This is a genomic window from Clostridium sp., from assembly GCF_016650095.1.
In the GTDB taxonomy this organism is placed as follows: Bacteria; Bacillota; Clostridia; order Clostridiales; family Clostridiaceae; genus Clostridium_AD.
This window is the reverse complement of the sequence record NZ_JAENWL010000060.1, coordinates 1-13,507: the sequence shown is the minus strand read 5'-3', so window position 1 is coordinate 13,507 and position 13,507 is coordinate 1. Positions and strand designations below refer to the sequence as shown.

Sequence of the window (13,507 nt, the reverse complement as noted above, 5' to 3'; positions counted from 1 at the left end):
CCAATCCACTTATTGTTGATTATTATACTCCTATGGATAAGGTATCAAAAATTGTTATATCAAGGGAAGAAGATAAAATATATGATTATATTATTGTAGAAAAAAACAATAAGTATTATGGCGTGGTCCCTGTTATATTACTGCTTGAAAAAACAATGGAGTTTGAACTGAATGTTGCAAAATATTCCAATCCTTTGACAGGACTACCTGGAAATGTGGTCATTGAAGATTCTATTTCTAAATTAATTGCAGAAAAAAAAAGTTTTCTCTTTTATACTTTGATTTAAACGATTTTAAAGCTTTTAATGATACATATGGGTTTGAGAATGGAGATAGGATTTTATTATTTACAGCAAGTGTTATTCAAAAGCATACGTCTCTCCATAAAGACAGTTTTTTAGGCCATATAGGTGGAGATGATTTTGTTGCAATAATTCCAGGTCATGATGTATATAATCTGTGCCAAAGTATAACGAAAGAATTTGATATTAATATATCAAATTTCTATAATGAGGATGATAGGGAGAAAGGTTATATACAATCATTTAACAGGAATAACTGTGAAGAAAATTATCCAATAATGAGCATTTCAATTGCAATAGTAACAGATAAAAATAAATCATATACAAGTATATATGAATTAACTGAAGATGCAGCGAAAATCAAAAAGAAGTGTAAAGTACAATCAAAGAAAATGTTGAAAAGTTGTTATTTAGTATGAGTGTGATATTTCTGAATAGACTAGATAAAAATAAAATTATACCATATTAATTTAACATTAATATGGTATAATTTTATTAAAATGATAAAGGATGTGTTTAGTATAGATATGGAAAGAAGTATAATAGAACAAAGTAGAATAATTTTTTTTACTAATGAGTTTGAAAAGATAAAAGGTCACTATAAAGAATTAAAAGACCTAGCTATTAAATCTAACCCAAGCGATATAAATTATATTGAATATCTTGAATTAGACTTTAATAGAGCTATATCACATTTTATTAAAGAAGCAAGTATGATTGACTAAAAATATGAAGATTTGCCACTGCTTTTTTAAGCGGTTTAGTAGTATACTTACTGCCATATTTTCTTCTTCCTTAATTGCTTAATTATATTATATTATAAATAGATATGATATAATAAAAATAGATATTGTACAATTATTTTTATGACTAAATAAAATCTACCTTAAAAATGATTTCTATTACAAATATAATTTATTATTTAATATGAGGAGATGTATGATGATAATTGATTGTGAAAAAGATAATTCTTTAAATAAAATTAAGACATTTAATAAACTTATGATTGATACTATTAAACTTAAAGAAGATGCGTTTAAATTTCAAGATAAGCACTATATGGTAAGCTCAGATGGTGTCTGTGTACAAACACTAATAACTGAAAGATTTTTATATCGTATTTTTATTGAAGAAGATAAAAATAATAAATTTATAAGTCATAAATTATTAAATTATCTATAGAACTGTCCAACATAAAAGGGCATCTACTTTTAAAGTAGGTGCCCTTTTATGTGCACTCCATATAAATGGGTAAATTAAATATTTTTAAAAACAAGGAAGATCTCTTTTTAATTTTTTTTAATATTAGGTTAGAATCATCCCCTTTAATATGAATATTTAAAGTATCGTTTTTCAGTTCAACTTTTTCTAATGAAACATGAAGATTGTGTTTATGATCGAGGGCATCTGCAATTCTAAGGAGAGATATTAGTCTTAATATAATGATTTTTTTATTATTTGGATAAAAATCGAAAGAATCATCAATAGATTTTCCATGTCCACTTGCAATTAATGCTAAGTCGTCTCTAAGATTACTTGGTACATTATCTAGAAGTGGCTCCTTTAAAATAATGTATCTAGTATGCTTATGATGTTTTTCTTTATTAATAAAATAGCCTATGTCGTGGAGAATGGCGCTGTAGTAAAGAAGATTTCTTTCTTCATCTTTAAATTCATAGCATGGATTTAGTGAATCAAATAAACGAAGGGCATAACTTGAGACTTTCTTTCCGTGAGTTGATATGTCAAATACATTATACTTATCTAAAACTTTAAAAAGTTCTCTTTCACTTAAATAAGTTGCAATATTAAGCATGCTTTTCTCCTCTCAATATTAGGCGTCTTGTTTCATATACTTAAACTGTATTAAGTATATGAAGAGACTATAGATAGCATGCTTATATTTTATTTGTATTTATCGGTATGTTAATAATTGAACTAAGTTCATTGTACATTGTTTCAGTAAGCATCCATACATGGCTTGGATGCTTAAGGTCTATTTCATAGTTAAGCAAATTATTTTTTAAAGAAAAATCTAGAACATCAATTAAAGGTTTCTTATTTTTAAAAATATATTCATATAAAAATCCATCGCGAAGTCCACTTCCACTAACATGGAGTTCTTTTATATCAAGATATTCAATTAAGGTAACTAAAACAGTAGCAGCACCAACAAAGATATCTGATCTTTCTTTTGAAAGTCCCTTAAGCTTTTTTCTTTGAGACGCATCTTTAACCTTAGCTTGATCATAGATGGCTATTACCTCATTTGTAGGAATTTGATAATTATGGAGATTATCTATAGGATATTTAGTTTTTTTCTTGTGAAGTTTACCAATATTTCTTATAGTACCCCCAATTCCAATTATAGGTACATTACTTACACCGCGAGAACAGATGAAGAAAATAGGAATATTAGCACATAAACTCGTTTATGGTCAAACTAATTGTTATAATCGTTCATTAAAAAAAGGTCTTAAGAAAGAAAAAGTACGAAAAAAGCTAGAATTTTGAATGAAGATGGAATCTATACTAGAGTAGATCTAAGAGGGAAGGAACTAATTAATAGTCAGGAAGTATTTTATGACCTTACACTTGAAAACAATAACAAAGTCAAGGAAACCATTCTTCACATGAAGGAATATTGGCTACAAAATGGGTTTACACCGAGGGTATCTGATAAAGAATAATAGTTGAAAAGAAGACCTTTAAGTTATTAGAAAACCACATTCCTAGATTGAATAGGAGTATGGTTTTCTAATATCAGCTAAATTATTATATCACTGTAAACATTAGATTAAATATAATATATATTAATGCAGAAACCACCGCCGATAGTGGTATTGTGATAAACCAAGCCAATAGAATTTCCTTTGTTATACCCCAATGGACCATTTTATATTCATCAGCCGCACCAACTCCCATAACGCTACCAACAACCACATGAGTTGTGGAAACAGGAGCTCCAATTAAAGTAGCTATTATTAATGATCCTGCCGAAGCTAATTGAGAGTTTACACTGTGAATAACTCTTACTGTAAATATTCCTCGACCAATAGTTCTCATTATTTTCCACCCTCCAAGCATTGTCCCAATAAACATTACAAATCCGCCACATAACCTTACCCAAAGAGGTGAAGTAGACATGGCTACCCCTTTACCTGCCATAAGTGCTAATGTTATTATTCCAATTATTTTTTGGGTATCATTAGCACCATGACTATATGCAAGTGCTGCAGCTATTCCCCATTGAATTTTCTTTAGTCCATTATTTAATGTAAATTTCGCATTTCGCAGGAGTAATTTTGCTGATTTTTGAAGAATAAATGCAATTATAAATCCAAGCATCGGTGAAATAATTAAAGCTACGACAACTTTTACAATTCCAGTTAGTTGATGCTGTCCACCAATTAATTCATTCCAACCCCAAAGTATATGTGTGTAGCCTGAAGACATCCAAACCGCTCCAATGATTCCACCTATTAAAGCATGTGTCGAGCTTGAAGGAAGTCCCAATCTCCAAGTTATTAAATTCCATATAACTGCTCCGAGCATTGCTGCAAGAAGTATTATAAGCAGTGAAGAATTGACTGGTAAATCTATAACATTAGAAATGGTATCTGCTACTGCACTTCCTCCCAAAATGGCACCTATCATTCCAAAAATTGATGCAACTCCAATGGCTTGCTTAGGGGTTGCTGCTCCACATATAATAAAAGTTGCAACTACAGAGCTGGCATCGTGAAGTCCATTTGAAAGTGCAAAAACAAGTGCAATTATAACAACTCCTATTAAAATCATGGTAACGCTTATAGATACCATCTTATCAGCTCCTAAGAAATATAGCTTTTGAATTTATTAATACTCTTTGAAAATATTAAACTGTTTTCTTTAAAATGATGCAGTGTATTTTATATTATATTTTAATATAGCATATTAGATTGCTTTACTACAAATTATTTTACAAATTAGCTCAATATTCAAAAAACAAGTCCTACAATGTTAATGTTAGACTTGTTTTTTTTGCTTGCTTTTTCAATGGTATCAGCAAGACATTCATCAAGGATATCTTTGCTGATTATAAATACATTTTCATAAACACCATTAACTACATAATAAATATAGCAACTATTGTAGTAACTACTAAACCAATAATTACCGGCTTGATATTTTTCCTAGCCAATTCAAAGGGATCCACGCCACAAATAGCGGCTACTGGTATTACTGCCCAAGGAATTATTGTTCCTCCGCCTACCCATATTCCAGATATTTGACCTAGTGCTGTAAGTGTTGCTATACCTCCACCTAAAGCTGTTGAGAATATTTTAGCAACAGAGCCAACTAATGGTATACCTGAGAACCCCGAGCCGTCTAGCCCAGTAATTGCCCCAACAACTGTAATCGTGCTGGCTGAAACAACCGAGTTAAGAGGAACTAAGTTTGAAAGCGCTACACCTAAGTCATTAACAATTCCATTTGAGTTTTGGGGAAGTATTTTTCCGAAAATCTCGGTGATAGCTGAATCCCCTAAATAAAAGAATGCAGCTATAGGAATAACAATACCAAATATCTTAAATCCAAATTGCAGGCCGTTAACAAAATTATCTGTAATTTTCTCTAGTGAATGCTCCCTATAGGTTATTACTGAAACCAAACTTAATATAAATACAGCGGTACCTCCAATAAGAGCGGTGGCGTCTCCACCTTGAAGTTTTGCAGTAGACATTATATAAATGTCTATTGCGAAAAGCACTAGTATTAATAACGCTAGAATTCTTCTAAGTTTTTTTGAAGAAATAAGCATTGTATCTGATGGGTTACTCATCGCTATTTCTGTGTTGATTCCACTTAGCGATACTCCTGCTTTAATATCCTTCCTAAGAAAATAAAATGCTGCGGTGGTTGTAACTATGCCCATTGTGATTACAAGTGGGATGCTTGCAGATATAACACTAGAAATAGGTATACCTGCTCCACCCGCAGTAAGCTTAGGCGCTGCCTGGATTATATAATCACTTGATAAAGCTATTCCATGCCCAAATAAGTTCATTGAAATTGCCACACCCATGGCTGGTAATCCAGCTTTTATGGCAATCGGTAAAAATAATGCTCCTACAAGAGCTACTGCTGGTGATGGCCAAAAGAACCAAGACAAAACCATCATAACAAGTCCAATAACCCAATAAGCAACCCAATAATTTTTAATAACTCCTTTAAAAGGAGATACTATTTCGTCATTTATCCCAGAGGCCATAAGAGTATTGCTCATAGCAGTTATGATGGATATTATGAAGATGGTAGGCATTAACTCTTTTGTTGCATAAACAAAGCTATTAAATACTCCCATTGTAGATTGGTAAATAGATCCTGTGCCTATGATGCCTAAGGTAAAGATACCTAATATGCATATAAGCGTTATATCCTTCTTCTTAACCATAGCTAATATTATTATAATAATGAATATAAGATATATATAGTGTAGAGGTGTTAGTATTAAATTAGTCATATACTTCTCCAATTAGAATTATTGTAATACTAGGTTATGAAAAAATACATACTTGGTTACTTTATATTAAACAGTTAATATTCCATAATCTTACCTAAATAAGTGTTATTAAAAAAGTTTCAGACATTTTATATTGCAATCCACACACTTCTTATTCTATTTGGTTATATTAGTTGCAATTTTTATTTTTTTGTGTTAATTTGAGATATATTTATAGAGGTTTTGTTTTAATTATAAAATGAATAAGGGAGCTGAAAGAAAATAGACCAGAAGCTGACTTGTTATTTTCTTTCAGATGCCTAATAAGGAGTACAGTATGAGAAAGGTTTATAAGGACCCAAAAGAATTAGCAGCATGCTTAAAGGATTTAGTAGATTTTTATTTAGATGGTATTATGCCATATGAAAAGCTAAAAGAAAAAATAACCATCTTACTTGATGCGAACAAGGATAGAATTTACAAGAATGGTAAGATATCATTAAAGATATCATTAAAGATATCTAATATAATAGGTATTTCTAGAGTCGCCATTATCGATAATATATTTTTCAAAAGACAAAATTAATTAAATAGATTAAATCATACATAATATCTTCTGTCTAATTGAATTTTAAATTACTTGTATATATTTCTTAAAAATTATATAATATGTTAAGGTAAAATATGTTTAATAGTAAGGAGTGGTAATATGGCTAAAAATAAACCCGCTTTTCCATCAAGTAATAATAAGACTACAAATGAGCAGGGAGCTAAAGGTGATAATAAAACCCCTTTACCAATGCCCAAAAAAGCCATCCGAGGTAATTCAAGGGGACAATAAATACCAGTTAACATTTATCATGGGAGTTAGGAATCTAAAAGTGGGTGATAATTAATCGTTAGTCCTAATTAATTTTTTTGCCACCCACCTCTCCTATAATTGTAATATCCATGCAAGCATATAATCAAATGACTAGAGCTCATAGAGAGCCATATTCCTTCTGAGCCAATTGTTGTAAAATGTTTGAAAAGCAATACCCTTAGGAAGTCTTACAAAACATAGCCTACCTATCTCCATATTCATGGAGTATTTTTTGTGTCCGGAGCCCTGAAATATTCCTTGAAATACGCTGAATATGCCCATTAGTGACATTGAACCGTGAAGTATAAGATTTTTCCGTTCCTTTATATCCATAAATTAATCCCCCAAATTTTATAAAAAGTAGTATAATGTTAACTACATTATCAATTATATAACGTTTAAAATAAGTGAAAAGAAACATATAGATAAATAGTGATAAATTTGTAAATTAATACCTAGAAAACATCTAAATATTAATTTATACAATATATTATTAATTTCAAATAAAGAAGGGTTTTATTAATTTTACGTGGAATACTTGAACTAGAAAAACATAGATTTGAGGACCATATTTTTAGAGGAGGAAATTTATGAAATTAAAGATAAATGGCAACAAAAAAAATAAAGGATTCATAATTTTTTTTGTTGCTAGTTTAATTATGGCAGGATTTTTTTTATTATTACCCAATGGACGTACATTTGCTCAAAGTGGCAAAACAAAGATAATTGTTCATTATGCTAAAAATCCAAACCGTGATTTGAAATGGAACCTGTGGCTTTGGACTGACAAAAAAGATGGAAAAAAATTTGATTTCACCGGCAAAGACGCATTTGGTCAATTTTGCGTAGCTGAGATTGAGGGCGAATTTAATAAAATAGGATTTATAGTGCGCACGGACGAAGGCCAAAAGGACACTAATCAGAATAGATTTATTCTGCAATTCAATAACGGTGTTGGGGAAATTTGGCTTAAAGAAGGTGACCCAAAAGTATATCATTCTGCTGCTACAGCAATTTCAGCAAAGATAGTAGAAGTAGTTGAACCAGCTTTAGACAAATCGGGTAAATTTGTAATTGCAAAATTAGATGACCTGAATATCATAAGCATAGAAACAAACAAAGTATTTCCATTTATATCAGATAGTAATGGAGGTTTTACAGTTAAGGAAGATGGCAAGGTCGTAAAAATAAAAAAAGTAACAAGTGATGAAGTGCATGATGGTACTTCATCATTTGGCAAGATAGAGCTTAGTGAAAATGTGACATTTGGTAAAAAACTTACGGTCTCAAAGGATGGGTTCCCAGAAAAAGAGGTAGTGTTTGGCGATGTAATGGGAAGTGAGGGCTTTGAAAAAATGTTTTATTATGAAGGAAATGATTTAGGTAATACTTATTCTACTAGTAAAACAAGCTTTAGGGTCTGGGCACCAACTGCTATTGAGGTAAAACTTGTAACCTATAAAAAATGGAATGATAAAATTGGTACTGAATCTAGTATGATAAAAAGTGAAAAGGGAACATGGACTTTTGATTTAAATGGAGACCAAAAGGGAATATTCTATACATATAAAGTTAATACAGGAGGAGCTTGGAATGAAGCTGTAGATCCCTATGCTCGTTCTGTGGCTGCAAACGGTGACAAGGGCGCTGTAATAGACTTAAAGGACACAAATCCTGAAATATGGAAACCAAGTGAAAAACCTAATTTCACAAATTTAAATGATGCAATTTTGTACGAACTACATGTTAGAGATTTTTCCATAGATAAAAACAGTGGTATGGAGAACAAAGGGAAATTTTTAGCGCTAACTGAAACAGGCACAATTGGAACTGATGGAAAGCGAACAGGTATTGATTACATAAAGGATTTAGGGGTAACACATGTGGATCTTATGCCAATATTTGATTTTTCTGCTGTTAATGAGACTTCAAATCAGCCGCAATTCAACTGGGGTTACAATCCTAAAAACTATAATGCACCTGAAGGAAGTTATTCAACCGATCCATATAATCCAATCGTGAGAGTTCAAGAAGTGAAGCAAGCAGTGCAAGCTCTTCATGACAAAGGTTTAAGAGTAACCATGGATGTAGCATATAGTCACATGTACAGTGATACTGATTCAAATTTTAATAAAATAGTACCTGGTTATTATTTTAGATACAATAAAGATGGTACCAATTCAAATGAAAGCGGTTATGGAAATACCATTGCATCTGAAAATGTAATGGCAAAGAAATTCATAGTGGATTCAGTGATGTATTGGGCAAAAGAATACAATTTAGATGGATTTAGATTCGATCTTATGAGTCTCCTTGATGTAGAGACAATGAATGAAGTTAGAAAGAAACTAAGTACTATAGATCCTTCCATTCTTATTATTGGAGAGGGCTCAGATATAGGGACTACTCTTTCAACAGATATAAAAGCAACACAAAAAAATGCGTATAAAATGCCTGGAATAGCACCTTTTAACGATGCAATAAGAGATGCCATACAAGGTAGTGTATTACTAGATGCAAAAGAAAAAGGCTTTGTTAGCGGTAAAGCTAATCTAGAGGCAGATTTAAAAAAGGGAATAGTTGGAGGGATAGAATACTCGAGCGTTATAAAAACTTGGGAAAAAGTGGAGCCCGAACAAACTGTTAATTATGTTGAATCTCACGATAATAATACATTATGGGATAAACTTCGTGTAACAAACCCAAAGGACAATGATGAAACAATATTAAAAATGCACAGGATGGCAGATTCTATTATCCTTACTTCTCAAGGTATTCCATTCTTTCAAGCTGGACAGGAATTTTTGAGAACTAAAAAACGCGTTAAACACTCCTATAAGTCCGACGATAGTATAAATAAGCTTGATTGGACACTAAAATCTCAAAATATTGAAAATGTTAATTATTTCAAAGGTTTAATAAAATTAAGAAAAGAACATCCCGCCTTCAGTATGACTTCAGCGGATATGATTAGGAAAAATTTGAACTTCTTAATAGTCCCTGAAAATGTTGTAGCATATGAATTAGGCCACAATGCAAATATGGACTCTTGGTCCGATATTGTAGTAGCTTTCAATGCAAATAGAGAAGACATAACTATTAAGTTATCCAAGAGTGGTACATGGAATATTGTAGTAGATGGAGAAAAAGCAGGCATTAAAACTATAAAGCAATTTAAAGGTGATTCCTTAGTGGTCCCTGCACTAAGTTCAATCGTAATTTATAGTGAATCAAAAAATATAATTATGACAACAACATATTATATTTCTATTATATTAATATTATGTTTCATTATTTGCATAAGATTCTTTTTAGAGGCTAGAAAAAAATATAAAAAAGTATAAACTGAAAATCCCTTAAGCCAACCTAACTAATATTATTGAAGTTGGGTGGCGTTTGATTTTTTATTCGGGAGATGTTACGATGTTAAAAATATTATTTATTATAGCTATTTTAATTGTTATAGCGATTTTTATTATAGGATGGCATTTTTCTAGTATGATTATATACCCTAAAGTCCAAAAATATGACTATACCTACGATTATGAAGTAGAAAAAGGTGAAATAGAGGTAACAAAGTTTAATAAACTTAAAAAACAAGAAGTTTATATAGATTCTGAGTATGGCTATAAAATTCATGGTATCTTTTTTCAAAATAATAATTCGAAAAAAATCATAATATTGTGTCATGGAATAACCTGGAGTTTATATGGTTCTGTTAAATATATGGATATGTTTTTAAAAAGAGGCTTTTCTGTGTTTATTTATGATCATAGAAATCATGGTCTAAGTGGTGGACACAACACATCATTTGGTTATTATGAAAAGTTTGATTTGAAAAAATGCACAGATTGGCTATTTAATAAATTAGGAAAAGATATTATAGTCGGTTTACATGGCGAGTCCATGGGTGCTGGAACAGTTCTTCAAAATATTGCAATAGATAATCGGATAAAATTTTGTATAGATGACTGTGGATACTCTGATGCACAAGATTTATTTAAGCACAGATTAGCGAAAGATTATAATATAAAAAAATTCCCTTTAGTAAGATTAGCAAGTAAAATCAGTAAAATGAGAGCTGGATGGGATTTCAAAGATGTGTCACCGATAGCTACTCTACCTGAGATAGAAATCCCAATACTGTTTATTCATGGCGAGAAGGATGACTATGTACCTACTTTTATGTGTACACAAATGTATTCAGTAAAGAAGGGCTACAAAGGTATATATATTGCACCAAATGCTGGTCACGCAGAGGCTTACTTAAAGAACAAAGATGAATACGAAAAAAAAGTTGATAGCTTTCTAAAGGATATAAATATAATCTGAATGGTAAATAAAATAAAATATTAACATAGATAACATGCCCTCTTTATGAAGGTGGTTTTTATATTATAGAAAGGTCGGGCTTTAATGTTTCAGCTACCACAAAATGAAAAAAAATATTTATACACAACTAATTATTCTATTGATGAAGAGAGCCTATGCAAAATGGAAATAAAGTGCCTCTTTAATAAACTACTTGATGAAAAACACATATTTTCAGATATTTATGTGGATCCATCTAGAAGTCCTTTTATAAAAAAGTGTATCTCCATAATGTATACTGGAGAAACGATGAAGCAAATTATTGATCAAATTGTTAAAGACGAATTAACCAGCATAAATTATAAAGTTGTTTATATCAATGCAACTGGTGAAACAATAGGGTTTCATGAGGGGCGTAAAATTGAATTTGAAATAGGCTTTAATATACTTGGAGAAGCTGAACTAAAAAATCCTGAAATTATTTTTGGTATAACAAAAGTAGCTAATAAATGGGTCTTTGGGGAATGTGAGAGCAATACGAATGACTGGGTATTCCACAATAAAAAACCTTTTTCTTATTCTAACGCATTAAAGGTTACTGTTTGTAGAGCCCTTGTTAATATAGCCGTAGGTAATAATCTGAATTGTAGTGTTATTGATCCATGTTGTGGAATTGGAACGGTACTAATTGAAGCTATTTCAATGCGAATTAAAATTAAAGGTTATGAAATAAATCCACTTATTGGTAAAAATGCTAAGACTAACCTCCGTTACTTTGGATATGAAGATGTAATAACTATTTGTGATATTAATGATACTAAAGATAAATTTAATGTTGCCATCGTTGACCTTCCTTATGGTATATTTACTCAAATTACGACGGTTGAGCAGTTAGCTATTATGAAGAGCACCCGTAGAATAGCGGATAGAATGGTAATCATTACTTTTGAAGATATGGCACAACAAATTACCTCCTCAGGCTTTCACATAGATGATAGGTGTACTGTATCTAAAGGTACCTTTAAAAGGCATATATTCATATGTAGTTAGTATAAGAGTGCATAGAGACTTATTTTACACAAGTCTCTATGCACTCTGTTTTTCAATGGTTGAAATTTAAAAATTATGTAATTATAATTTATCTTATTCTTTTTCCTGAAATCTTATCCACGATAAAAACTATTACAGCGACTACAAGCAACGCATGTATCAACTTGCCACCTATGCTAAATATAAGCCCTAAAGCCCAAAAGAACACTACTATTCCACCAATCAAACGTAACAATCCCATATATAACACTACCTTTCACATATATTAACTTACAATACATTATATCATAATTTATAAAGTAGTCACTTTAAATATTTAACAAGAAAAAAGTGTTTTAATTATAGATATATAAGGATATAATGTTATTAATAGCTTTTATTTAGTTGGCAATATAAAACAGAAAAAAAATAAAATTTTCATTGCAGAAAGGTGAAGTTAAAATGAGTAAGATTGCACTTATTACGGATAGTACATCCGATGTTGATAAAGAAATGATTGAAAAATATGATTTAAAAGTACTTCCTCTAAGAATAATATATAAAGATAAAGAATACATTGACAGGGTAACTATTACCCCAAAAGAAGTTTATGATAATTTTGAGCGTGAAATCCCCTCAACTTCGTTACCTTCAATGAAGGATATGGAAGACTTATATTTAAATCTTGAGCAGGAAGGATATACCCATGCAATAGCAATAACAATATCTGCAAATTTATCAGGCACATATAATACATTAAGATTGGTAAGTGAAAATCATTCATCTATAGAAACCTGTGTTTTTGATTCTAAATCTTTAACTATTGGTGAAGCGGCAATTGTTGAAGAATGTGGTGAAATGATTAAATGCGGAAAAACTTTTCTGGAAATTGTAAAAACTCTTCCTGAAATTCGAAGTAGAATTACTGTTTATTATGCAGTGGATACACTTAAATACCTAATCAAAGGCGGTAGAATTGGAAAAGTTTCTGGTACAATAGGTGAACTATTAAGCATTAAACCAATAATTTCAATTGATACGGATGGTGTTTACTATACTTACGCAAAAGCAAAGGGAAAAAAGAAAGCTACAAGCAAGCTTGTCGATATAGCAAGAGAAGCTCTTGAAAATTCCCCTTGTAAAGTTTGGGTTATGCATGGTGGTGCTGAAGAAGAAGTAAAGCGCTTTGCGGACACTATTGCGCTACTTCCCAATATTACAAGACTATCCTTTGGAGAAATTAGTCCAGTAGCTGGAGTTCATACAGGACCTGGATTACTTGGGATTATTATAATGAAAGAACCTAATATTAAGAAGTAAATAATATGTATTTTACATAAAAATACATTTCAAAAACGGAAATTACTAAGGAGTGATCATGATGGAAATGGGAGATATAATTTCAGGAGATTTTTCTGCATATCCTGAAGAAACACAAGTATTTATGAAAGAATACACTGAAAAACTACGAGAAAATATAAAAGATGAATTAATAGCTGATATAGCAAATAAGATGCT

The 13,507-nt window shown here is 30.9% G+C and carries 16 protein-coding genes and 2 pseudogenes; 12 read left to right on the top strand and 6 right to left on the bottom strand.

From position 1 onward, the window contains the following. The 5 genes and pseudogenes from JJE11_RS05740 to JJE11_RS05725 all read left to right on the top strand — a co-directional run. A pseudogene (locus tag JJE11_RS05740) lies at positions 1–287 on the top strand (hypothetical protein); the annotation flags it as partial. Then, positions 242–412, top strand: a pseudogene (locus JJE11_RS17730) (diguanylate cyclase); the annotation flags it as partial. The pseudogenes JJE11_RS05740 and JJE11_RS17730, both read left to right, overlap by 46 nt. Before the next feature lie 168 nt (positions 413–580). Then, a complete protein-coding gene (locus tag JJE11_RS05735; protein ID WP_291633517.1) occupies positions 581–721 on the top strand; it encodes a hypothetical protein in 141 nt (46 codons plus the stop codon). Positions 722–802: 81 nt separating this feature from the next. Then, entirely contained in the window at positions 803–1,027 is a 225-nt protein-coding gene (locus tag JJE11_RS05730; RefSeq protein WP_291633515.1) for a hypothetical protein, read from the top strand. Positions 1,028–1,241: 214 nt separating this feature from the next. Beyond that, complete coding sequence (locus JJE11_RS05725) at positions 1,242–1,484, top strand: hypothetical protein (protein WP_291633513.1); 243 nt, start codon at positions 1,242–1,244, stop codon at positions 1,482–1,484. A gap of 46 nt (positions 1,485–1,530) precedes the next feature. On the opposite strand, the gene JJE11_RS05720 is transcribed toward JJE11_RS05725, so the two are convergent. Both JJE11_RS05720 and JJE11_RS17725 read right to left on the bottom strand, forming a co-directional pair. Beyond that, positions 1,531–2,118: an HD domain-containing protein gene (locus JJE11_RS05720; RefSeq protein ID WP_291633511.1), complete on the bottom strand. Its 588-nt coding sequence runs from the start codon at positions 2,116–2,118 to the stop codon at positions 1,531–1,533. An 82-nt stretch (positions 2,119–2,200) separates the two neighbouring features. Next, complete coding sequence (locus JJE11_RS17725) at positions 2,201–2,650, bottom strand: hypothetical protein (protein WP_366927911.1); 450 nt, start codon at positions 2,648–2,650, stop codon at positions 2,201–2,203. A gap of 162 nt (positions 2,651–2,812) precedes the next feature. Between JJE11_RS17725 and JJE11_RS05715 the strand changes: the two genes are divergently transcribed. Continuing rightward, positions 2,813–2,992: a hypothetical protein gene (locus tag JJE11_RS05715; protein WP_291633509.1), complete on the top strand. Its 180-nt coding sequence runs from the start codon at positions 2,813–2,815 to the stop codon at positions 2,990–2,992. An 85-nt stretch (positions 2,993–3,077) separates the two neighbouring features. Here JJE11_RS05715 and JJE11_RS05710 read toward each other — a convergent pair whose 3' ends face one another. Together JJE11_RS05710 and JJE11_RS05705 are read right to left on the bottom strand one after the other, a co-directional pair. Continuing rightward, complete coding sequence (locus JJE11_RS05710; protein ID WP_291633507.1) at positions 3,078–4,124, bottom strand: inorganic phosphate transporter; 1,047 nt, start codon at positions 4,122–4,124, stop codon at positions 3,078–3,080. Between the two features lie 286 nt (positions 4,125–4,410). Then, a complete protein-coding gene (locus JJE11_RS05705) occupies positions 4,411–5,808 on the bottom strand; it encodes a hypothetical protein (protein WP_291633505.1) in 1,398 nt (465 codons plus the stop codon). Between the two features lie 316 nt (positions 5,809–6,124). Between JJE11_RS05705 and JJE11_RS05700 the strand changes: the two genes are divergently transcribed. Then, positions 6,125–6,373, top strand: a complete 249-nt coding sequence (locus tag JJE11_RS05700; RefSeq protein ID WP_291633504.1) for a TIGR04540 family protein — start codon at positions 6,125–6,127, stop codon at positions 6,371–6,373. 123 nt (positions 6,374–6,496) lie between these two features. After that, positions 6,497–6,628 carry a hypothetical protein gene (locus JJE11_RS05695; protein ID WP_291633502.1) on the top strand — a complete coding sequence of 44 codons (132 nt, stop codon included), beginning with the start codon at positions 6,497–6,499 and terminating at the stop codon, positions 6,626–6,628. 132 nt (positions 6,629–6,760) lie between these two features. Here JJE11_RS05695 and JJE11_RS05690 read toward each other — a convergent pair whose 3' ends face one another. Then, positions 6,761–6,982, bottom strand: a complete 222-nt coding sequence (locus tag JJE11_RS05690) for a hypothetical protein (protein WP_291633500.1) — start codon at positions 6,980–6,982, stop codon at positions 6,761–6,763. Positions 6,983–7,239: 257 nt separating this feature from the next. On the opposite strand from JJE11_RS05690, the gene pulA reads away from it, so the two are divergent. From pulA to JJE11_RS05675, 3 genes are all read left to right on the top strand, one after another. Next, positions 7,240–9,993, top strand: coding sequence for a type I pullulanase (gene pulA, locus JJE11_RS05685; RefSeq protein ID WP_291633498.1), 2,754 nt, complete (start codon positions 7,240–7,242; stop codon positions 9,991–9,993). A gap of 79 nt (positions 9,994–10,072) precedes the next feature. Continuing rightward, positions 10,073–10,981 (top strand): alpha/beta hydrolase, encoded by a 909-nt coding sequence (locus JJE11_RS05680; RefSeq protein WP_291633496.1) that lies wholly within the window; start codon positions 10,073–10,075, stop codon positions 10,979–10,981. An 84-nt stretch (positions 10,982–11,065) separates the two neighbouring features. Beyond that, the gene (locus JJE11_RS05675; protein ID WP_291633494.1) at positions 11,066–12,010 is read left to right on the top strand and encodes an RNA methyltransferase; all 945 of its coding nucleotides are present in this window, start codon (positions 11,066–11,068) and stop codon (positions 12,008–12,010) included. Between the two features lie 88 nt (positions 12,011–12,098). Here the strand turns inward: JJE11_RS05675 and JJE11_RS05670 are convergent, their stop codons facing one another. Continuing rightward, a complete protein-coding gene (locus tag JJE11_RS05670) occupies positions 12,099–12,251 on the bottom strand; it encodes a lmo0937 family membrane protein (protein ID WP_291633492.1) in 153 nt (50 codons plus the stop codon). 200 nt (positions 12,252–12,451) lie between these two features. Here JJE11_RS05670 and JJE11_RS05665 point away from each other — a divergent pair, with 200 nt between their 5' ends. Then, entirely contained in the window at positions 12,452–13,309 is an 858-nt protein-coding gene (locus JJE11_RS05665; RefSeq protein ID WP_291633490.1) for a DegV family protein, read from the top strand. Positions 13,310–13,507: the final 198 nt, after the last annotated feature.